General features: G+C 47.5%; 17 protein-coding genes. All 17 read left to right on the top strand.

Annotation, left to right across the window (positions count from 1 at the left end):
* Positions 1–17: 17 nt before the first annotated feature.
* The 17 genes from C161_RS29825 (at position 18) to murA (ending at position 22,379) form a co-directional block, all read left to right on the top strand.
* Positions 18–899 carry an ABC transporter permease gene (locus C161_RS29825; RefSeq protein WP_370511422.1) on the top strand — a complete coding sequence of 294 codons (882 nt, stop codon included), beginning with the start codon at positions 18–20 and terminating at the stop codon, positions 897–899.
* Positions 900–916: 17 nt separating this feature from the next.
* Entirely contained in the window at positions 917–2,686 is a 1,770-nt protein-coding gene (locus C161_RS33455) for an ABC transporter ATP-binding protein (RefSeq protein ID WP_036614890.1), read from the top strand.
* Between the two features lie 157 nt (positions 2,687–2,843).
* Positions 2,844–4,475: a bacillithiol biosynthesis cysteine-adding enzyme BshC gene (bshC, locus tag C161_RS29835; protein WP_036674828.1), complete on the top strand. Its 1,632-nt coding sequence runs from the start codon at positions 2,844–2,846 to the stop codon at positions 4,473–4,475.
* Between the two features lie 44 nt (positions 4,476–4,519).
* The gene (locus C161_RS29840) at positions 4,520–5,785 is read left to right on the top strand and encodes an adenosylhomocysteinase (protein WP_036674829.1); all 1,266 of its coding nucleotides are present in this window, start codon (positions 4,520–4,522) and stop codon (positions 5,783–5,785) included.
* A gap of 273 nt (positions 5,786–6,058) precedes the next feature.
* A complete protein-coding gene (gene mraZ, locus C161_RS29845) occupies positions 6,059–6,496 on the top strand; it encodes a division/cell wall cluster transcriptional repressor MraZ (protein ID WP_017687291.1) in 438 nt (145 codons plus the stop codon).
* An 18-nt stretch (positions 6,497–6,514) separates the two neighbouring features.
* Complete coding sequence (gene rsmH / locus C161_RS29850) at positions 6,515–7,465, top strand: 16S rRNA (cytosine(1402)-N(4))-methyltransferase RsmH (RefSeq protein ID WP_036674830.1); 951 nt, start codon at positions 6,515–6,517, stop codon at positions 7,463–7,465.
* A gap of 27 nt (positions 7,466–7,492) precedes the next feature.
* Positions 7,493–7,921, top strand: coding sequence for a hypothetical protein (locus tag C161_RS29855; RefSeq protein ID WP_036674831.1), 429 nt, complete (start codon positions 7,493–7,495; stop codon positions 7,919–7,921).
* Between the two features lie 12 nt (positions 7,922–7,933).
* The gene (locus C161_RS29860) at positions 7,934–10,267 is read left to right on the top strand and encodes a penicillin-binding transpeptidase domain-containing protein (protein WP_036674832.1); all 2,334 of its coding nucleotides are present in this window, start codon (positions 7,934–7,936) and stop codon (positions 10,265–10,267) included.
* A 94-nt stretch (positions 10,268–10,361) separates the two neighbouring features.
* The gene (locus C161_RS29865) at positions 10,362–12,314 is read left to right on the top strand and encodes a stage V sporulation protein D (RefSeq protein ID WP_036614879.1); all 1,953 of its coding nucleotides are present in this window, start codon (positions 10,362–10,364) and stop codon (positions 12,312–12,314) included.
* Positions 12,315–12,454: 140 nt separating this feature from the next.
* Positions 12,455–13,942 (top strand): UDP-N-acetylmuramoyl-L-alanyl-D-glutamate--2,6-diaminopimelate ligase, encoded by a 1,488-nt coding sequence (locus C161_RS29870; RefSeq protein WP_036674833.1) that lies wholly within the window; start codon positions 12,455–12,457, stop codon positions 13,940–13,942.
* Entirely contained in the window at positions 13,942–15,354 is a 1,413-nt protein-coding gene (locus C161_RS29875; protein WP_036675025.1) for a UDP-N-acetylmuramoyl-tripeptide--D-alanyl-D-alanine ligase, read from the top strand. The genes C161_RS29870 and C161_RS29875 overlap by 1 nt, the downstream gene beginning before the upstream one ends.
* Before the next feature lie 12 nt (positions 15,355–15,366).
* Positions 15,367–16,335 (top strand): phospho-N-acetylmuramoyl-pentapeptide-transferase, encoded by a 969-nt coding sequence (mraY, locus tag C161_RS29880; RefSeq protein ID WP_017687298.1) that lies wholly within the window; start codon positions 15,367–15,369, stop codon positions 16,333–16,335.
* A gap of 3 nt (positions 16,336–16,338) precedes the next feature.
* The gene (gene murD / locus C161_RS29885; protein WP_036674834.1) at positions 16,339–17,760 is read left to right on the top strand and encodes a UDP-N-acetylmuramoyl-L-alanine--D-glutamate ligase; all 1,422 of its coding nucleotides are present in this window, start codon (positions 16,339–16,341) and stop codon (positions 17,758–17,760) included.
* Between the two features lie 48 nt (positions 17,761–17,808).
* Positions 17,809–18,906: a stage V sporulation protein E gene (gene spoVE / locus C161_RS29890; protein WP_036614875.1), complete on the top strand. Its 1,098-nt coding sequence runs from the start codon at positions 17,809–17,811 to the stop codon at positions 18,904–18,906.
* Positions 18,907–18,913: 7 nt separating this feature from the next.
* Complete coding sequence (murG, locus tag C161_RS29895) at positions 18,914–20,023, top strand: undecaprenyldiphospho-muramoylpentapeptide beta-N-acetylglucosaminyltransferase (protein WP_036674835.1); 1,110 nt, start codon at positions 18,914–18,916, stop codon at positions 20,021–20,023.
* Positions 20,024–20,172: 149 nt separating this feature from the next.
* Positions 20,173–21,078 (top strand): UDP-N-acetylmuramate dehydrogenase, encoded by a 906-nt coding sequence (gene murB / locus C161_RS29900; protein ID WP_036674836.1) that lies wholly within the window; start codon positions 20,173–20,175, stop codon positions 21,076–21,078.
* Between the two features lie 17 nt (positions 21,079–21,095).
* On the top strand, positions 21,096–22,379 hold the full coding sequence (murA, locus tag C161_RS29905) for a UDP-N-acetylglucosamine 1-carboxyvinyltransferase (RefSeq protein ID WP_036614867.1): 1,284 nt from the start codon (positions 21,096–21,098) through the stop codon (positions 22,377–22,379).
* Positions 22,380–22,432 lie beyond the last annotated feature (53 nt).

The following is a 22,432-nucleotide window of genomic DNA, read 5'->3' on the forward strand; positions in this document are numbered from 1 at the left end:
AAACGGCGAACACGAACCTGACTAGTCAGGCAGCGGTTAAACCGCAAGAAAGTGTATCCCTTTTTAAAGATGCCATGTACAGACTTGCAACCAATAAGGCTGCAATGATCAGTCTGAGCGTGTTGGTTCTTGTCGTGATTTTCTCTTTGATTGGTCCAACTTCTTTGTTTACAAGTTATAATTATTATTCCAATGATTTGTTGAATGCCAATGCAGCACCGAGTGCGGAGCACTGGTTCGGTACGGACGAGCTTGGTCGCGACGTGTGGGTAAGAACTTGGGTAGGAGCACGTGTATCCCTTACTGTAGGTTTGGCCGCAGCCTTGATTGACCTTGTTATCGGGGTTATTTATGGAGCGATCATGGGTTTCTATGGTGGACGTGTAGATGGAATTATGAACAAGTTTTCCGAAATCCTTTACTCCTTGCCGTACATGCTTGTTGTAATTTTGTTGCTGGTTGTACTGGAACCAAGTCTGACAACGATTATCATTGCCCTCACCATCACAGGCTGGATCAGCATGTCATGGATTGTGCGTGGTGAAATTATGCAACTCAAAAACAGAGACTTTATTCTTGCTGCAAGGTCCATGGGAGCAAGCACAGGGCGTCAATTGTTCCGTCATTTGTTGCCCAATGCAATTGGACCGATTCTTGTAACATTGACGTTGTCCATTCCAAATGCAATCTTTGCTGAAGCGTTCCTGAGCTTCCTTGGATTGGGTGTATCAGCACCAAGATCTTCACTTGGTTCTATGATCAATGATGCACTTACAGGCTGGACGCTATTCCCGTGGCGGATGTGGTTCCCAGCAGGTCTGATGGTTCTTACAATGCTTGCATTTAACTTGCTCGGAGACGGTCTGCGTGACGCACTCGATCCGAAATTACGTAAATAGAAACAGGAGGTGGGATTATGGAGCCGATTTTAACTGTCAAAGACCTGAGTGTGTCGTTCTCAACACGTTCTGGTGAATTTGATGCCGTTAAACATGTGAGTTTTGAACTTGGCAAAGGAGAGACGCTGGGGATCGTAGGTGAATCGGGTAGTGGTAAGAGTGTTACCGCCCAAACCATCATGAAATTGATTCCCTCCCCGCCTTCGAAGGTCAAAAGCGGAGAAATTACTTTTCACGGGCAAGACCTGCTGAATAAGACAGACAAACAAATGGAAGCGATTCGTGGTAAAGATATCGGTATGATCTTCCAAGATCCAATGACTTCATTGAATCCTACCATTAAAATTGGTAAACAAATTACTGAAGTATTGCGCAAGCATCAGAACATGTCCAAACAAGCGGCGAATAAAGCGGCTTTGGAGATGCTGGAACTTGTAGGTATTAAAAATGCGGCTATTCGCATGAATCATTATCCTCACCAATTCTCTGGTGGTATGCGTCAGCGTGCCATGATTGCGATCGCGCTTGCATGTCGTCCATCCCTTCTGATTGCGGATGAGCCGACAACTGCACTTGACGTTACAATTCAGGCTCAAATTCTGGATGTCATGAAAGACATGCAGCAAAAGCTGGGAACATCGATCATGCTGATTACGCATGACCTTGGTGTCGTAGCGGGTATGTGTGACCGTGTTGTTGTTATGAAGGAAGGCGAAGTTGTTGAAACAGGAACAACTGCAGAAATCTTTAGTAACCCTCAACATCCATACACCATTAAATTGCTGAATGCCTTGCCACGTCTGGACGAGCCCAAAAAGGAAAAACCAGCTCCGGCTGGTATTATCAAAGGCAGCAATAAGCCTCTGGTACAAGTGAAAAACTTGAAACAGTACTTTAATTTGGGTAAAGGTAACATTCTCAAAGCGGTCAATGACGTAAGCTTTGATATCTTTGAAGGTGAAACACTTGGCGTTGTAGGCGAGTCTGGCTGTGGTAAATCCACAACAGGTCGTACCATTCTGCGTCTTTATGAGCCAACTGGCGGAAATGTTAACTTCAACGGAACGGATATCTACAAGTTGTCCCCGCGCAAAATGAAAGAAATGCGTAAAGATATGCAGATGATCTTCCAAGATCCATATGCATCTCTTAACCCGCGTTTCAATGTTATGGATATTATCGGGGAGTCACTCGATATTCATGGTCTGGCTTCCAGCTCTAAAGAGCGCAAGAGACGAGTGGAGGAACTGCTTGATCTGGTAGGTTTGAATCCAAGTCATGCACTTCGTTATCCACATGAATTCTCCGGTGGTCAAAGACAACGGATCGGGATTGCGCGTGCGCTTGCTGTAGACCCTAAATTCATCATCTGTGATGAGCCATTGTCTGCACTGGATGTATCCATTCAGGCGCAGGTCGTTAAATTGCTTGAAGAACTTCAGCAACGTCTCGGCTTGACATACCTGTTTATTGCGCATGACTTGTCAATGGTTAAACATATCAGTGACCGTGTAGCTGTAATGTACATGGGTAAAGTGGTTGAGCTCGCAGAAAGTGAAGAACTATATGCGAACCCTGTCCACCCTTACACCAAAACATTGCTTTCCGCGATCCCTGTACCTGATCCGGAAGTGGAAGCGAACAAACGTCGCATCTTGCTGCCAGAAGAGCATATGAGCCCGATTCAGAACGGATCTGGCGGTCCTGCAAATGATCCGTACAACCTGGAAAATTCTCAATTGATTGAGGTTTCCAAAGGTCACTGGGTTGCAGAACCTTACGTATAATAGGAATATTAAAGCGATATGCTATTATTGATGTATTAAATGCCGCCGACTCGTTCGGCGGTTTTTTTCGTATTTTAATTACTTTCTTTTGACGAAGCGGCCCTGAATTCGGTACAATCAAGAAAGGCTCTTTGAAGCAGAATAGGAGGCAGACCTCATGAACGGTATTACCGAGGCACTCCGCAGCGGATCAAGACTTGCAGAAGATTATATCTGTTCAAGAGATGCTGCGCGTGGCCTTTACGAGTATGACATTCGCTGGGAATCAGGACTTCAGGCGCGTGCCGAGTGGCTGGACCAATCGGAAAACACACGTATTGATCGTCGTGATCTGGCAGAGTATTTACGTATATATAATAAGCGGGTGAACGACCATGGAGAGGTTCATGCGTCCATCACACGTCTTGCAGAACAAGATGCATTAGTGGTTACAGGAGGACAGCAGAGCGGTCTGCTCACCGGACCACTGTTCGTCATATACAAAGCCGCCAGCGTAGTGGCAGCTGCGCGTGAAGCGGAAGAAAGACTTCAACGCCCGGTAGTCCCAGTATTTTGGATTGCCGGTGAAGACCATGACTGGGATGAGGTTAACCACACATATCTACCTGATCGTCAGGGAGACATGAACAAGGTTAAGTTACAAGGACGATTCGCAGGAAGGGATTCTGTGAGTAATGTTCATGTGGATACGCAGCAGTGGATGAATGTACTCGAACAGGTGGAACATCTTTTACCTGATACGATACATAAACCAGGACTGATGAAATGCATCACAGAGATCCATCAATCCAGTTCAAATCTGAGTGATGCATTTGCCCGCATGATATCTGCTTTGTTTGCCAGCAGTGGACTTGTTCTAATGGATGCATCGGATCCAGATTTACGCAGGTTGGAACAGCCCGTGTTTGAGCGGTTGATACGAAAAAATGAAGTGCTGCGCAGCGCATACACTCAAGGTGCTTCGCTGGTACAACAAGCTGGTTATGCTATGCCTGCCGAAGTGGCGGAGGATGGAGCTAATCTGTTCTACATTCATGAAGGTACGCGTCTGCTCTTGTTGTTGAAGGACGGTTTATATAGTGATCGCAAAGGTTTGGTTTCTTTCTCAGAGGAACGTTTGCTTCAGGAACTGGGAGAACATCCGGAGCGCTTCAGTAACAACGTATTGACACGACCATTAATGCAAGATTCCGTGTTGCCTGTAGCCGCTGTTATTTTGGGGCAAGGTGAAATTGCATATTGGGGTTTGACTCGGGAAGCATTCCGTCAGTTCGGCCTGCAAATGCCCATTTTGTTGCCGCGGTTGTCTTTCACCATTATGGAAGATATTCATCACAAACATATGAAACAATATGGACTTTCTTTTCAGGATGTTCAATATCATATGGAAGAAAAGAAGGAGCAATGGCTCGCACAGCAGGAGACGTTCCAGGTAGATGAACAGTTTGACAAGGTTCAGGAAGCGTTTCTTGATCTGTATGGACCGTTGCTAGATGAGATCGCGGAGATTCATCCGGGGCTGGAACGAATTGGCGACACCAATTTGAGTAAAATCAACGAGCAAATGCAGTATCTGAAACAACAGACTCACAAAGCTATCGAAGATAAACACAATGTGAGTCTAAGGCACTGGAACGGCATTCAGAACTCCTTATTCCCAACGGGCAAACCACAGGAACGAGTACATAATGCACTCTTTTACCTGAATCGTTATGGCACCGAGTGGATCGATGAACTGATTAAGGCCTCAAGTGAATTCCTTGGAGAGCATAAGGTTATTGCACTGTAGAGCCCTTTATAATAGAAGAAACACATAAACGAGGAGGACGTGAAATGACTACACCTGCATTGCAAAACAGTATTGTTAAAGATATGGGACTCGCTTCAGAGGGTCACCTGAAAATTGATTGGGTAGAAGCGCATATGCCGGTACTGAACCGCATTCGTCGCCAGTTCGAACAGGATCTGCCCTTCAAAGGTTTGAAGGTTGCTATTTGTCTTCATCTGGAAGCGAAAACAGCTTACTTGGCAAAAGTGATCCAAGCCGGTGGAGCAGAAGTGACGATTACGCATAGCAATCCATTGTCTACACAAGATGATGTTTGCGCAGCATTGGTGGAAGACGGCGTTACGGTGTATGCGAAGTACAATCCGGAGCCTGCGGAATTCAAATCACTGCAACTGCGTGCGCTTGAGGTGAAGCCTGATCTCATTATTGATGATGGTGGAGACTTTGCAACCATTATTGCATCCGAGCGCCCTGACCTCGCAACAACCATTCGCGGAGGAGCAGAAGAAACGACAACGGGTATTATCCGTTTGAAAGCATTGGCGAAAGAAGGCCAATTGAAGTTTCCGATGGTTGCGGTTAATGACGCATACTGCAAGTATCTGTTTGACAATCGCTACGGTACTGGACAATCTGCATTCGACGGGATTATTCGTACAACTAACTTGGTTATCGCTGGTAAAAACGTAGTGGTAGCAGGTTATGGCTGGTGTGGTAAAGGTGTAGCGATGCGCGCCAAAGGTCTTGGTGCAAATGTGATCGTAACCGAGATCGATCCAATCAAAGCGGTAGAAGCACACATGGACGGGTTCCGGGTCATGACGATGGTGGAAGCCGCCAAATTGGGCGATTTCTTTATTGCAGTTACAGGCAATAAGGATGTTATCACAGGGGAGCATTACGATGTGATGAAGGATGGAGCGATCCTGAGTAATGCGGGTCACTTTGATGTTGAAGTGAATAAACCTGAACTGGCTAAACGTTCCGAATCGATTCGCACAGTTCGTCGCAACATTGAGGAATATCGTTTCAAAGATGGTCGTAAAATGTACCTTCTTGCTGAAGGTCGTCTTGTGAACCTGGGTGCAGCAGATGGTCACCCTGCCGAAATCATGGATACAACGTTTGCTCTGCAGGCGCTTGGTCTGCGTTATGTAAGTGAGAATTATGAAAACTTGGGTAAAAACGTTGTTAATGTACCTTATGATATTGACCAGCAGGTTGCCAGCTATAAACTTGAAAGCCTGAATATTGGCATCGACTCCTTGTCAGCTGAGCAAGAGAAATATCTGGATAGCTGGAAATTTTAAGCACTATCCAATAATTACAAGCTGATGAAATGATTCAATAGGTATAGAATGGTTTATTGATGATATGGCTCATGTGCGGGTAGACATACGATTGCCCGTTTAAGGGAAGCGTCTTTGATCCTGAGTTACAGGATCAAGGACGTTTTTTTATGCTGAAAAATTAAAAAATCAAGTCATGCAAGAAGGGTTTTGATTTTTTTGTGCGAATCTATTATGCTTAGGTGGTGGAAAGTGGGGCAAAGTGGGAGAAACGGGTGAGGAGTGAGTGGGCCAATGTTTATGGGGGAGTTCCAACATAGCATTGATGATAAGGGTCGGGTTATCATTCCGGCTAAATTCCGCGAATCTCTGGGACCGTCTTTCGTTGTCACACGGGGTTTGGACCAGTGTCTTTTCGTGTACCCCATGGAGGAGTGGGGGGTCATGGAACAGAAGCTCAAAGCACTGCCATTGATGAAATCTGATGCACGTGCGTTTACCCGGTTTTTTTTCTCGGGTGCAACCGAATGTGAACTGGACAAACAGGGCAGGGTAAATCTGCCGGGCAATTTAAGAGAGTATGCCAAGCTGGACAAGGATTGTGTTGTTCTTGGCGTGTCGAACCGGGTGGAGATTTGGAGCAAAGGCATATGGGAGAGTTATTTCAATCAATCCGAAGAAGCATTCAACGACATTGCCGAAAAGCTGGTCGATTTTAATTTTGATTTATAAAGTCAGGAGGGGTGCAGGTTGTTTCACCACATAACCGTACTCAAAGAAGAGGCAACAGAGGGATTAAACATCAAGCAGGACGGTATATACGTGGACTGCACTTTAGGCGGTGGCGGACATAGCTCCGTGATTGCTTCCAAGCTCGGTCCAGGGGGACGTCTGATCGCACTTGATCAGGATGATTGGGCTTTGGATAATGCTCGCGAGAAGCTCGCAGCTTATGGAGAACGTGTAACATTGGTGAAAACCAATTTTCGGGATCTGGAACAGGTACTCAAGGATCTGGATGTACCAATGAAGGATGGTGTACCACAGGTCGACGGTATTTTGTACGACTTGGGTGTGTCATCCCCGCAATTTGATGAAGGAGAACGTGGATTCAGCTACAATCACGATGCTCCGCTCGATATGCGAATGGACCAGGATGCAATGCTGACGGCCAAAGAGATTGTGAATGAGTGGCCAGAAGAAGAGATTGCTCGAATTTTGTATCGCTATGGTGAAGAGAAGTTTTCGAGAAGAATTGCCCGTGTTATCGTGGGAAAACGAGCGCAATCTACCATTGAGACGACAGGTGAACTCGTGGAACTGATCAAGGAAGGCATCCCGGCGGCAGCTCGCCGTACAGGTGGACATCCTGCCAAACGCAGCTTCCAGGCATTACGCATTGCCGTCAACGATGAGTTGGGTGCGTTTGAAGAAGGCTTACATCAGGCTGTTCGTTGTCTGGCACCAGGAGGACGTGTATCTGTTATTACCTTCCACTCCCTTGAGGATCGGATATGTAAACAGATTTTCAGCAGTTATCTGGAAAAATGTACATGTCCACCCGATTTTCCGTTGTGTGTATGCGGCGGCAAGGGGACCCTGCGTTTAGTTAACAGAAAACCGTTGATTCCAACGGAAACGGAATTGACCGAAAATTCACGTGCTCGTTCAGCCAAGCTGCGCGTAGCCGAGAAATTGTAGATCAAGAGTGGAGGAGAGAATCGGAGTATGGCATATACACGTGGTAATCTCGCTGTAAAAGAAAAAGCGTCCCAGGAACGTGTGACCCAGCAACGATACAAAGAAACCACCAAAGTGGTGACCCGTCGTACGGGTCTTCCGGCACGCGAGAAGATTTTGTATCTGATTACCCTGGTTGCAGTTATCCTTGTTGGAGGAGCCTTGATGTCTCGTTATGCTCATATCTATGATCTGAACAAGCAGGCGCAGTCCACTATTTCGGATATCAAGGGGTATGAGAAGACGATTGCAGACCTGCAAGTGGAAAAAGAAACATTGAACAACCAGGTCATCGAAAATGCAAAACAACTTGGTTACGTTGAAGCTTCCGGTAAGGATGTCATTTATGTACCTCGCTCAACAAGTACGAAATCAACTGGCACTGAGTCGTCCTCGAATACAGCAAGCAGTAAGTAAAGAGGTGTTCCGATGATAAAAAGAATAAAGATGCGCACGTTGCTTATAGGGGGATGTATTACCCTCTTTTTTCTTGTACTCGTAACCCGAATCTTTTTCATTCAGGTTGTGAATGGCGGTGAATGGCAGAAACGGGCAGCCGGTTTGGTAGAGCGGGAACAGACGATTAAGGCTGCACGTGGAACGATTACGGATCGAAATGGTAATATTTTGGCTACCGATGCCCCTGCGTATACGGTTTCTGTTAATCCGTTATTAATTAATGAACTCGGAATTCAGGATGTTGTTACGGAGAAACTCTCTACCCTTCTTGGGAAAAATGAGAGTGAGATGCGTGCTTTGGTCACAGCGAAGAAAAAAGATGGTGAGTTTTTTCAGCAACGTGAAGTACGGAGTGAAGGATATAAGATAAGTCCAGAGCTTGCGGAAAAAGTCAACGAACTGCGTGAGGAATTACAAGAAGAGTACAAGGCTCGTAATGCAATTGTGATGGCTCAGGAGTCGAAGCGTTTTTACCCTGAAGAAACACTTGCTTCTCACCTCTTGGGATATATGAGCCGTGATGGGAAAGCTGTCAATGGACTTGAAGTCTCATATGATGAAGCACTGACAGGTACAGATGGATATTTGAATTATCAGAAGGATGCCAAAGGCATTAAACTTCCGGATTCACAGGATAACTATCTGCCACCTCAGAACGGTAATAACCTTACGCTGACCATCGATGATACGATCCAGTTCTACATTGAGGATGCAATGAAAGAAGCCGTTGCCAAGTATAATCCACTGAGCATGACGGTCATTGCCGCGGACCCAAACACGATGGAGATTCTAGGGATGGCGAACTGGCCAACCTTTAACCCGAATACGTATGGGAGTACACCTGATCAAAAGAATTTTATCAACCATGCTACTCAATCAATCTATGAGCCAGGGAGTACATTCAAAATAGTTACGCTAGCAGGGGCTGTTGAAGAAAAACTCTTTGATCCCAATGCAAGTTTTGAATCCAAACGTATGTATATCGGTGGTTTCCCGATTAGTGATAATGGTCATTCCTATGGTTGGATCTCGTATCTCGAAGGTGTCAAACGGTCAAGTAACATTGCTTTTGTTAACTTGGGTTACAACATGCTTGGCGGTGAACGTCTGCGTCATTACATAGACGAATTCGGCTTCGGCAAAAAGACGGGTATTGATCTGCCAAATGAGGCAGCGTCCCCGATCAAGCCACTGGTTTACAAATCCGAGATTGCTACTGCTGCTTACGGTCACGGTCTTGTACAGGTAACACCAATTCAACAGGTCGCAGCCATCTCTGCGATTGCCAACGGCGGCAAATTGCTGGAGCCACATCTGGTGAAGGAGATCAAGAACCCGAATGATGGAACAACGGAAGTCATCAAACCCAAAGTTGTTCGTCAGGTGATTTCCAAGGAATCTTCCAAACTGGTGAGCGGTTATCTGGAACAAGTGGTTGCAGACCAAACGATTGGTACCGGTCGTAACGCCTATATTGAAGGTTACCGTGTAGCTGGTAAGACAGGTACAGCAAGAAAGGTTGTTAACGGAGCATACAGCAAGTCAAAAGACGTTGTATCGTTTATTGGATTCGCGCCCGTGAATAATCCGAAGATTGCTATACTTGTTGTCATTGACCAACCGGATGGAACCAACATTGGGGGAGGAACCGCAGCTGCGCCGGTGTTCAAAAAGATTGTCAGCCAGACTCTTCAATACATGGGAATACCCAAAGATACAGCCAAAACTCCTGACAAAAAGTCAAAAGAAGTCTCTGTCGTGCAAGCCAAGGCGCCTGACTTAAGTGGCAAGACAGCCAAACAAGCCAGAAGCCAGCTTCTAAGCGCAGGTATTGCTTATGTGACTCTTGGTCAAGGTGATAATGTAATTCGGCAGTATCCGGTTGCTGGCGCTTCTATGAATCCAGGCCAACGAATCTATCTGCTAACGGAAGAAAGCAGCAAGATGAAGATTCCCGATCTAACAGGTGAATCTCTCCGGGATGCCCTAGAAGTACTTTCTCTCATGAAAGTGGGGGTTACGGTCAAGGGCGAGGGTTATGTCGTGAAGCAAACCGAGCAGGTCGCAGGTGAGCAGAGAACTGTGCAGTTGAACTTGCAAACTGCTAAAGCTGCAGTGACAGGTATAGCCGATGAGGCTCCAATCTCTTCTGATCCGTCATCAGAAGCTGAAGTGAAGGAACAAGAGGCTTCGGCCGGAGAAGCTAAAACCGACGAAACAGACGAAACAGATAACAGCAAGGCTCCTGCCAATGAATCCGAATCCTCTGACGATCCAGCAACAAACGGAGCTACGCTTCCTTAGGGAGCTCTGACAGCTTGTTCTAACCCCCGGTTGTCCTGAATATTCATGAATGGAACGAATGTCATGATTTTGGGACGAGTGGGGGGATCTTTTCGTGAAGGGATCAAGCGTAAATCTGCGGCGCAGGTTGCTATGGAGTTTAATGATTTTAGTTTTGTTATTTTCGGCTCTGATGATCAGGCTTGCTTATGTACAGCTCGGGGAAGGCCCTGAATTGTCAGCAAAAGCAGAAGAATCCTGGCGGCGTAATATTCCTTACTCAGCCAAGCGAGGGGAGATCCTGGATCGAAATGGAACCTCTCTGGCCTATAATGTGACAACACCAACCATTATGGCCATTCCGGCTCAGGTGAAAGAAGCTGAAACGACGGCTAAAGCGCTGGCCCCATTGCTTGGGATGACGGAAGAAAAAGTGCTCGCAACCATCAAGAAACGAGAACTCATTGTACGACTACAACCCGGCGGCCGCAAAATTACGATGGAGAAAGCTCAGCGCATCCGTGATTTGAAGCTTCCGGGTATCGTTGTTGCTGAAGACAATAAACGTTTTTATCCTTATGATGATTTGGCTGCCCATATTCTTGGTTTTACGGGCATTGATAATCAGGGCTTAACGGGTGTCGAGAAGAAATATGATGATAAGCTGAATGGTTTGAATGGCAGTGTGTCCTACTTGTCCGATGCGGCCGGAAGGCTAATGCCGGGCTCATCCGAGAAGTATGTGGAACCGAAGGACGGCCTTAACCTCAAGCTGACCATTGATAAATCCATTCAGTCCATCATGGAGAGAGAACTGGATCAGGCCATGGTGAAGTTCCAGGCGAACTCAGCATTGGCCATAGCGATGAATCCCAAAACGGGTGAAATTTTGGGGATGTCCAGCAGGCCGGGATACGAACCTGCCGATTATCAGCAATATCCCGCGGAGATATACAATCGAAATTTACCGATCTGGATGACCTACGAGCCGGGCTCCACATTTAAGATCATTACTTTGGCAGCAGCGCTTGAAGAGAAAAAGGTCAATCTGCAACAGGATCAATTTTTTGATCCCGGATATGTTGAGGTGGGTGGGGCCCGTCTGCGTTGCTGGAAAAAGGGCGGCCACGGAAGTCAGACCTTCTTACAAGTTGTGGAGAACTCATGTAACCCGGGCTTTGTGGCTTTGGGGCAGAGGCTGGGCAAAGAATCGCTCTTCTCCTATATTAAAGACTTTGGTTTCGGTACCAAGACAGGGATCGACCTTAGCGGAGAAGCCAGTGGAATTCTGTTCAAACTGTCCAGAGTGGGACCTGTCGAGCTTGCAACGACGGCTTTTGGTCAAGGTGTATCCGTAACGCCCATTCAGCAAGTAGCAGCTGTGTCAGCGGCCATCAATGGGGGGAAACTTTACAAGCCTTATGTTACGAAAGCGTGGGTCCATCCGGTCACAGGAGAAGTCATGGAAGAAGCCAAGCCGGAACTGGTTCGTCAGGTGATCTCGGAGAATACATCCAAACAAGTACGTGAAGCACTCGAGAGTGTTGTCGCAAAAGGTACCGGGCGTCCGGCATTCATTGATGGATACCGGGTCGGTGGCAAAACAGGTACAGCCCAGAAGGTTATCAACGGACGTTATTCCTCGACCGAGCATATCGTATCCTTTATCGGATTTGCACCAGCAGATGATCCACAGATTGTGGTCTATACCGCAGTTGATAATCCCAAAGGAATTCAGTTCGGAGGTGTGGTTGCCGCCCCGATTGTACAGAACATCCTTGAAGATGCTTTGCACTATATGAATGTACCTGTTCGGAAGGATCAGGTCGCCAAAGAATACAAGTATGGTGAAACCAAAATCGTGACAGTCCCAGACCTGACAGGAGCTACTGTTGAAGATCTGTACGAAGACCTGAACATGAATTTTATGCTGGCGAAGTCTGGCAGTGGTAAATACGTGATTAATCAGGCACCCAAACCTGGGGCGAGGGTAGATCAGGGATCAACTATCCGCATTTATATGGGGAATGTACTGAACGATGCACATGATCACACAAAGGATGAATAACGGGGCTTAGGGGTAGTTTGAGGCTTCTAGCGCAACAAAATTCATCCAAGTGCGTTTCATTATTGGGTTGTATTGACGATATTAATAAATACAGACATATGTTAAAACAGAAGTATAATTGGAAAAGTGAGGTTATTCATGTGCTTTTAAAACAATTTGCATCGATGCTGACCACCGCCCGCCTCGTGGGCGAATCAAATACAGAATGCCAAAACCTTCAGACAGATTCCCGGCAGGTAAAACCGGGTGATCTGTTTATCTGTCTTCCGGGACATACGGTAGATGGTCATGATTATGCAGAAAAAGCTGTAAATGCCGGTGCAGTTGCATTGGTGGTTGAACGGCAGCTGGATCTGCCTGTACCACAATTGCTGGTGAAGGACAGCCGATTTGCGATGGCTGTTCTGGCAGATTTCTTTTTTGACTCGCCAAGCCAGAAGATGAATATGATTGGTGTAACGGGAACGAACGGAAAAACAACGACCACCTATTTGATTGAAAAAATCATGAGTGATTACGGACGCAAGACGGGATTGATCGGTACTATTCAAATGCGGTATGACGGTCGCACCTACCCGATGTCAGGAACAACACCAGAGGCGCTTGATCTGCAGCGTAGTCTGCATGATATGGTTCAGAAGGGTACGGACTGCTGTGTTATGGAAGTTTCTTCTCACGCATTGGAACAAGGGCGAGTAAAGGGAACGAATTTCCGTACTGCGGTATTTACTAACCTGACGCAAGATCATCTGGACTACCACCATTCCATGGAGGAATATCGCGGGGCCAAAGGATTGTTCTTTGCACGTCTGGGTAACGGTTATACGGAAGATGTTACACAGCGTAAATATGCTGTCATCAATGCAGATGACCCGGCAGCGGATTATTTCATCTCTGTGACTGCGGCTGAAGTGATTACATATGGCATGGGTGAAAAGGCGGATGTACGCGCATCCCAAATCTCAATCACGTCTCAGGGAACTTCTTTCCACGTGGATACATTTGCAGGCAGCACAGATATTCGCTTGCGCATGGTAGGCAAATTCAATGTATACAATGCAATGGCAGCAATCTCTGCAGCGCTGGTTGAAGGAATTCCGCTGGAAGAGATCAAGCGCAGTCTGGAGACGGTTCCGGGCGTGGATGGACGTGTTGAAGGAGTGGACGAAGGACAGCCATTTGCTGTTATTGTCGATTATGCCCATACACCGGATGGACTTGAGAATGTGTTGCGTACGGTGAAGGAATTTGCCGAAGGACGTGTGATCTGCGTGTTTGGCTGTGGTGGTGACAGGGACCGTACCAAACGCCCTCTCATGGGGAAAATTGCTGCGAATTATAGTGATTTTGTACTGGTTACTTCCGATAATCCACGGACAGAAGATCCGGATCTGATTCTTAAAGACATTGAACAGGGCCTGATTGAAGAATCCGTTCCTGCTGAACGTTATACGATGATTGTGGATCGACGCCAGGCGATTCATGAAGCTATTGAAATGGCAAGCCCAGCCGATGTAGTATTGATTGCGGGCAAGGGTCACGAGACCTATCAGATTATCGGCACAACCAAAACCGATTTTGATGACCGAATCATAGCTAAAGAAGCGATAAGGGGCAAATCCAATTGATAAAAAGAACATTGGCACAATTGGCCGAGATGTGTGGAGGAACATTAAGTGACGTTGCTGCTCATGGCAATGTAATGGTCGAAGGGGTGTTTACCGATTCGCGTAAACCTCTGGAAGGCAGTTTATTTATCCCGCTAGTGGGTGAAAGGTTTGACGGACACGAATTTGTGCAAGCCTGTCTAGAGAAGGGGGCTGCAGGCGCGATCTGGCAAAAGGATCATGGTATTCCGCCACAAGGAGCTGTCATTGTTGTTGACGACACACTTGTCGCGCTGCAAGCACTCGCATCTGCTTATCTAACGGAGAATAAAGCGGCTGTAGTCGGCATTACAGGCAGCAACGGCAAGACAACAACAAAGGACATCGTAGATACCATTCTCTCGACGACGTTCAAAGTGCATAAGACGCAAGGCAACTTCAATAATCACATTGGTTTACCACTGACTGTACTAAGCATGGACCCGGATACCGAGATTATCATTTTGGAGATGGGTATGAGTGGTCGCGGGGAAATTAACGATCTGTCGGTTATTGCGCAGCCTGATGTAGCGGTCATTACCAATATTGGTGAATCACATCTGCTTCAGCTGGGGTCCAGACTGGAGATTGCCAGAGCCAAAGCCGAGATTGCCGCGGGATTGAAGCCTGGCGGGTTACTGATCTACAACGGAGACGAGCCTTTAATTGCACAAGTCCTTGAAGAACCCGCAACGAAACAACCCGATGGATTGCAGCGGTTTACATTTGGTCTGCAAACCGATAATGATGACTATCCTACCGGACTTATGAATGCGCAGAACGGGGTAGTTTTCACCACCAAACAGTCTGGAGAACATGCATTTACGCTACCTCTGCTAGGAACGCATAATGTTGTTAACTGTCTGGCTGCTTTGGCAGTAGCCCGTCATTTCAAAGTGACGACGGAGCAGATTGCCGCGGGATTGTCTCGCTTGAAACTGACAGGCATGCGTATTGAGGTTACGCAAGGCGTTAGTGGTCTAACCCTGCTGAATGATGCATACAATGCAAGTCCAACCTCCATGAAGGCCGCAATCGATGTACTAGAAGGTCTGAAAGGATACCGCATGAAAGTGGCTGTGCTTGGTGATATGCTTGAACTCGGTCCCCAAGAGCAGGATCTGCATTACGGAATCGGAGAGTATATCACATCGGCCAAAATGGACATGGTGCTGGTATATGGTCCGCTATCAGCCAAGATTGCTGAAGGAGCAAGCAAGCATATGCCTACAGAGGCTGTGCATGCTTTTATAGATAAAGAAGAAATGACCCGTTATCTACTGGATAAACTACATCCCAGAGACGTTGTTTTGTTCAAAGCTTCAAGAGGCATGAAGCTGGAGGACGTGGTCGAAGCACTACAAATAGCACCATTACAGAATCGAGTAGACTAGAGGGGTGAACCCATGGATTTTCAGGTATTACTGTTAACAATCGGCGTTTCATTTATTCTGGCGGTGATTGCCGCACCGCTCCTGATTCCGCTGTTACGTCGAATGAAATTCGGACAGCAAGTTAGGGAAGATGGGCCTCAGAGCCATTTGAAAAAAAGCGGAACACCTACAATGGGTGGAGTCGTCATTTTAGTTGCGTTCACATTGGCCTTTTTGAAATTTTCGGCAGTCAAGAATACAGACTTTTATGTCTTGCTCGTGGCTACCCTGGGATTCGGGCTGATTGGCTTCCTGGATGATTACATCAAAATTGTGTTCAAACGTTCGCTGGGACTGACGGCCAGACAAAAAATGCTGGGCCAATTGTTCTTCAGTGCAGTGATGTGTGTCTTGCTGATCCAGAATGGACACAGCACAGCCATCTCTATTCCGGGTACGTCATTCTCGTTTGACTGGACCGGATGGTTCTATTATCCGTTTGTTGTATTCATGATGCTTGCCATTACCAATGCGGTTAACTTTACCGACGGTTTGGATGGTTTGCTATCAGGGGTAAGTGCGATTGCCTTTGGCGCGTTTGCCATTGTGGCGATGCAAGCCACGTCTATGCCGGCAGCAGTGTGTGCAGCAGCGATGATCGGGGCCGTACTCGGTTTTCTGGTATATAACGCACATCCGGCCAAAGTATTTATGGGAGACACCGGTTCTCTGGGCATTGGCGGTGCGATTGGTGCGGTAGCCATTGTAACCAAGACAGAGCTTCTATTTGTCATCATTGGCGGTATTTTTGTTATCGAGATCCTGTCTGTCATCATTCAAGTGGTATCATTCAAGACTCGTGGCAAGCGTGTATTCAAAATGAGCCCCATTCACCATCACTTTGAATTAAGCGGTTGGTCAGAATGGCGGGTTGTTATTACCTTTTGGGCGGTAGGCGCAATTTTGGCCGCTCTTGGACTTTATCTCAACAAGGGGTTGTAGATCATGAACCATCCTGAATCATATCGCGGACAACAAGTCGTTGTGCTCGGATTGGCCAAAAGCGGCGTACAGGTCGCCAAAGTGCTGGATCGCGCCGGAGCGAAGGTTACAGTAAATGATAAAAAAGAGAGAGATCAATGTCCCGAAGCTTCCGAATTGGAGGCTTTGGGAATTTCTGTTGTATGCGGAGGGCATCCGGATGATCTGATTCACAGTGGTGTGAAGCTGGTTGTCAAAAACCCGGGTATCCCCTACCATGCAGCTCCTGTGCAGCAAGCTTTGGCATTGGGCATTGAAGTGGTGACCGAAGTAGAGGTTGCTTATCATCTATGTGCTGCACCCATGATCGGGATTACGGGCTCCAACGGTAAAACAACAACGACCACTTGGGTGGGTAAAATGTTGGTGCATGCCGGCCTCAAGCCGATCGTTGCCGGTAATATCGGAACACCTCTCTGTGAAGCGGCAGAGCAAGCTTCTCCAGATAATTGGATGGTTGTTGAACTTAGCAGTTTCCAGCTCAAAGGAACGGTTGATTTCCGTCCCCGGATTGCCAGCTTGCTTAACGTTGCAGAGACGCATCTGGACTATCATGGGGATCTGGATGATTATGTGGCTTCCAAAGCGAAACTGTTCGCGAATCAGCAGCCTGACGACGTGGCCATTCTGAATTGGGATGATGCGGTATGTCGTGGTCTGGTTCCTTACATCAAAGGCAGATTGCTTCCCTTCTCAATGATTGAGAAGTTGGATGTAGGTGTGTATGCAGATCCTCCTTATGTGGATGGAGAAGAGGATGATGTGAAGCGTCAGATTATCTACGCGGATGAAAACGGAAATCACCACACCATTATTGACATCGAGAACATTGGCATCGCTGGACGATTCAATGTGGAAAATGCAATGGCCGCTGTGGCCATTGCCGTAGCGGCAGGAGCTGATCCAGCAGTGCTGGCTGCTCCGCTTGCAGATTTCAAGGCGGTTGAACACCGACTTGAATATGTCCTGGAGCATAACGGCTCTGCATACTACAACAACTCCAAAGCGACCAATTCGAAAGCTACGGTTATGGCCCTGAATTCGTTCAAGGAACCGGTCGTATTAATTGCTGGAGGGTTGGATCGAGGGTCAGACATGATGGAGTTGTTACCCTTGTTCCAGGAACGGGTAAAAGCTGTCGTTGCAATTGGAGAGACACGGACAAAAATTGCCAAGGTCGCGGAACTTGCCGGATTAAAGCAAATTAAGGTCGTCGATAATGAGGAGGACGCTGCCCGGACGTTAACCGTTGCTGTGCAGGAAGCATCGAAGCTTGCCACTGTTGGAGATGTCGTTTTGTTATCCCCGGCATGTGCAAGTTGGGACATGTTTGCTTCCTATGAAGAGCGGGGACGCATTTTTAAAGAGGCGGCGCATAACTTGTAAGTAGGGGGGTGGAAAAGCCCCTACTTCCATGCAAGGGGTGGCCTCCTGATGAAACAGACGCGACCAGCACCAGATATTTGGTTGCTGATTTGTATTTTGGCATTGCTTGCCATCGGCATTATTATGGTATATAGTGCGGGCTCGGTGCTTGCCTTTCATGACTATGGCGATTCATTTTATTTTGTAAAAAGACAGGCTCTGTTTGCGGTGCTTGGGCTTGTGGCCATGTTCGTAACTGCTAATGTAGACTACCGGGTGTGGAGGAAATATGCCAAGCCTATATTGATTGCCTGTTTTATTATGCTCATTGCGGTGCTCATTCCTGGAATCGGTGTGGTTCGCGGTGGTGCACGAAGTTGGCTGGGCATTGGTTCGTTCGGTATTCAGCCCTCAGAATTCATGAAGCTGGGCATGATTCTGTTTCTCGCTCACTGGCTGAGCAAGGAACCGGGTAAAATCAAAACCTTCACAACGGGGCTTCTGCCACCGCTGGGATTGATTGGTTTGGCTTTTGGGATTATTATGCTGCAACCTGATTTGGGGACTGGCACTGTGATGATGGGCGCATCGATGCTTATTATTTTCACAGCCGGAGCGCGAATGAAACATCTGAGCTTGCTTGCTCTTGGCGGCGTAGCGGGGTTTGCAGCTTTGATTGCAGCAGCACCCTATCGGTTGCAGCGTATCACAGCGTTTTTGGACCCGTGGTCCGATCCGCTGGGTGCCGGATATCAGATCATTCAATCCTTATACGCAATTGGTCCTGGTGGACTGGCGGGATTGGGACTGGGTATGAGCCGGCAGAAGTACAGTTATGTACCTGAACCGCAAACGGACTTTATTTTTAGTATTTTGGCCGAAGAACTCGGCTTTATAGGTGGAATGATTGTATTATTGTTGTTTCTGGTGCTGGTGTGGAGAGGGATGCGTGTAGCCATGACCATTCCGGATGCCTTCGGCAGTCTGCTTGGTGTTGGTATCGTAGGTATGGTCGCCGTACAGGTCATTATTAACATTGGTGTTGTCATTGGCATGATGCCTGTTACGGGCATTACATTGCCTCTGATCAGTTACGGCGGATCATCACTGACCCTCATGCTCACAGCACTGGGCATTTTAGTGAATTTATCCCGTTATGCGAGGTGACTATGCGATGCGAGTCGTTCTAAGCGGTGGCGGTACGGGTGGACATATCTATCCGGCCGTTGCCATAGCAAGACAATGCGAGGCGGAGAATCCGGACTCGACATTTCTATACATCGGAGGAACCAGAGGTCTGGAAAGTAAACTGGTTCCCCAAGAAAATATTCCTTTTAAATCCATTGATATTACGGGCTTTCGGCGGAAATTGTCCATCGAAAACCTGAAGACGGTCATGCGTTTCATTCAAGGAGTACGCAAGTCCAAAAAAATGCTGAAGGAATTCAAACCGGATGTTGTGATTGGTACAGGTGGATATGTATGTGGACCTGTGGTATATGCAGCAACAAAACTGGGGATTCCGAGTATAATTCATGAACAGAACGCCATCCCTGGCCTGACGAACAAATTTTTGATGCGTTATGTGGACACGGTTGCCGTTAGCTTTGAAGGTTCTGAAAAATCGTTTTCCGGCGCGAAAAAAGTGATTTACACCGGTAATCCGCGAGCGACTACGGTAGCCCAGGCTAGCCGTGATCGTGGTTTTGCCACGTTAGGTGTACCGATGAACAGCCGTGTTGTTCTTGTGGTTGGTGGCAGTCGCGGGGCAAAAGCAATCAATCAGGCCATGGTGGACATGGCTCCAATGCTGGAACAACTGGACGATGTACATGTCGTTTACGTGACAGGCGATACCTATTTTGATGAAACGCGTGAAGCCATTCGCAGCTCATTGGGTACGATGCCAAACCACCTGCATGTCCTGCCTTACGTGCATAATATGCCTGAGGTGCTTGCCTGCACATCCTTGATTGTAAACCGCGCCGGTGCATCATTCCTTGCGGAGATTACATCACTGGGTATTCCTTCGATTCTGATTCCATCACCTAACGTGACTAATAATCATCAGGAAGCCAATGCACGCACGCTTGAAGGTGGAGGCGCATCACTCACGATGCTGGAGAAGGATCTTACAGGCAAAGTCCTGTATGAAGCCATCGCCAAGATTATGAATGATGAATCGGGACGCAAACGAATGGCTGAAGCCTCTAGGAAACTGGGGAAACCCGATGCAGCTGAAGTGCTTGTTCATGAAATTCAGCGTCTTGCTGCACGCCGATAAAGTGTGATTGTGGGCGATTGTCACACACAAGACGGGGCTGACATAAGATACCGTATAAATCGTGACCATCGTTCCATGGCGCCAGAACACGGTCTGTAACAACAGAACATACCGTGCTCATCGGTTTTGAAGCAAAGGAGGAAGCAAACATGCATCAGTGGATATCGTTACTATCCCAGAATAATGTTGGCAGAGTTCTTGAAAACGAATCGCTAGCCAAATACACCACATGGAAGATCGGCGGTCCTGCGGATGCACTGGTCATTCCCGAGAATAAAGAGCAGATGATGAATCTCGTTCAATTGCTTCACATGTATCAGATTCCGTGGATGCAACTTGGACGGGGCTCAAACATGCTGGTGTCAGACAAAGGAATACGTGGTGTTGTGGTGAAACCAGGCGAGGGCTTTGATTATGCCGAATTTCACGAAGGCGGTGTAACCGCCGGAGCGGCGCATTCTTTTGTTAAACTCAGCGTGGTTGCTGCCAAAAAGGAATGGGCCGGTCTGGAATTTGGCAGCGGTATCCCCGGCACTGTCGGTGGAGCTGTGTACATGAATGCAGGCGCGCATGGATCGGATGTGTCACGGATATTCAAATTCGCTGAGATTGTACTGGAAACAGGGGAATTGGTACGTTACAGCAAGGAGGACATGGATTTTGCCTACCGCCACTCTGTTCTGCATGACCGGAGAGGCATCGTGCTGGAAGCTACGTTTGAACTCCAGCATGGAGAGCGCAACGTCATTTCGGAAACGATGGCGGCTTACAAAGATCGCCGACGCCGCACACAGCCACTGCAGATGGCATGTGCAGGTAGTGTATTCCGAAATCCACCGGGTGATCATGCAGCCCGCCTGATTGAAGCAGCAGGGCTGAAAGGAATGACCCAGGGAGGCGCACAGGTATCCACCATGCATGCCAATTTCATTGTTAATACAGGCCAAGCAACAGCAGAGGACGTTATCACCCTAATGCAGCAGATACAGAGCACTATATCATCTCAAAACGGTATTAACCTGGTACCGGAAGTCTTCGTAGTGGGTGAGCGGTAAACCCCGGAGGTGATACATTGGACAAATTGGTGATTGAAGGCGGGAAACCCCTCTCAGGATCCATACGCATCCATGGAGCAAAAAATGCCGCTTTACCGATTATGGCCGCAAGTTTGTTGGCAGATGGAGAAGTTACACTGCATAACGTTCCACACTTGCTGGACATTGAAGTGATGCTGTATATCCTGGAACGGCTTGGATGCACGTGTCGGCATGAACAGGGAACAGTGACGATTAATACCTCGTCTATCCGGTCATATGATGTGCCAGAAGATCTAATGAAGCAGATGCGTTCTTCCATTTTTTTGATGGGACCATTGCTGGCTAAGTTTGGGCAAGTGTCAGTGTATCAGCCAGGCGGCTGTGCCATTGGAGAACGCAAAATTGATCTTCACCTCCGGGGCCTGGAAGCGCTCGGAGCTTTGATTGAAGAGCAGGACCAACAGATTATCTGTCATGGGCACAATCTGGTGGGTACAGATATTCATTTGGATTTCCCGAGTGTGGGAGCGACGGAGAATATCATGATGGCAGCCGTTATGGCTAAAGGGACGACAACCATCTGCAACGCCGCAAGAGAACCTGAAATCCAGGACCTGCAACACTTTTTGAATGCTATGGGTGCAAGCATTATTGGTGCAGGAACGGATACAATCACGATCAATGGTGTTGAGAAACTGAAACCTTGTTCCTATGAGATTATACCGGATCGAATCGTTGCCGGAACCGTGATGATTGCAGCAGCAGCAACACGAGGCAATGTTACGCTTACACACTGCAATCCTGCTCATCTTACTTCACTTATACATGTATTGAAGCGCACTGGTGTTCAAATCACAGTCTGCAATGATATAATGACGGTGAGCTGTATGAGCCGTCCCAAATCAGTAGACCGTATTGTGACTTCTCCGTATCCTTCGTTTCCGACAGATTTGCAATCGCAAATCATGGTGCTGCTCAGTTTGGCAGACGGATTCAGTGTGATGAAGGAAACGGTATTCGAGGGCCGGTTCAAACATGTGGATGAACTGAATGTGATGGGGGCTGATATTTCAGTCGATCTGAACGCAGCATTTATCCGTGGTGTTCCCCGTCTGTACGGGGCTACAGTAGAAGCAACCGATCTTCGTGCAGGTGCAGCCCTGGTCATTGCTGGTCTGGCTGCTCAAGGCAAAACGGTTGTGGAGCAAGTGCATCATATTGACCGGGGCTACGATCAGATCGAGAAGTTATTCCAAAGTCTTGGAGCATCGGTTGAGCGACAGTCGCCCGTTTCGAAACAGTTGGATTTTGCCAATTAACGTCCTTGGCGTCCCCTTCTTGAAGGGAGGGGACCTGAGGCTTTGTGGAGCGC

The organism is Paenibacillus sp. FSL R5-192, assembly GCF_000517845.1.
Classification (GTDB): Bacteria; Bacillota; Bacilli; order Paenibacillales; family Paenibacillaceae; genus Paenibacillus; species Paenibacillus amylolyticus.

Bases quoted from the DNA above. Each gene is read 5' to 3' on its own strand.
- C161_RS33455 (WP_036614890.1), top strand. From the start codon at position 917: ATGGAGCCGATTTTAACTGTCAAAGACCTGAGTGTGTCGTTCTCAACA.
- bshC (WP_036674828.1), top strand. From the start codon at position 2,844: ATGAACGGTATTACCGAGGCACTCCGCAGCGGATCAAGACTTGCAGAA.
- C161_RS29840 (WP_036674829.1), top strand. From the start codon at position 4,520: ATGACTACACCTGCATTGCAAAACAGTATTGTTAAAGATATGGGACTC.
- mraZ (WP_017687291.1), top strand. From the start codon at position 6,059: ATGTTTATGGGGGAGTTCCAACATAGCATTGATGATAAGGGTCGGGTT.
- C161_RS29855 (WP_036674831.1), top strand. From the start codon at position 7,493: ATGGCATATACACGTGGTAATCTCGCTGTAAAAGAAAAAGCGTCCCAG.
- C161_RS29860 (WP_036674832.1), top strand. From the start codon at position 7,934: ATGATAAAAAGAATAAAGATGCGCACGTTGCTTATAGGGGGATGTATT.
- mraY (WP_017687298.1), top strand. From the start codon at position 15,367: ATGGATTTTCAGGTATTACTGTTAACAATCGGCGTTTCATTTATTCTG.
- murD (WP_036674834.1), top strand. From the start codon at position 16,339: ATGAACCATCCTGAATCATATCGCGGACAACAAGTCGTTGTGCTCGGA.
- spoVE (WP_036614875.1), top strand. From the start codon at position 17,809: ATGAAACAGACGCGACCAGCACCAGATATTTGGTTGCTGATTTGTATT.
- murG (WP_036674835.1), top strand. From the start codon at position 18,914: ATGCGAGTCGTTCTAAGCGGTGGCGGTACGGGTGGACATATCTATCCG.
- murB (WP_036674836.1), top strand. From the start codon at position 20,173: ATGCATCAGTGGATATCGTTACTATCCCAGAATAATGTTGGCAGAGTT.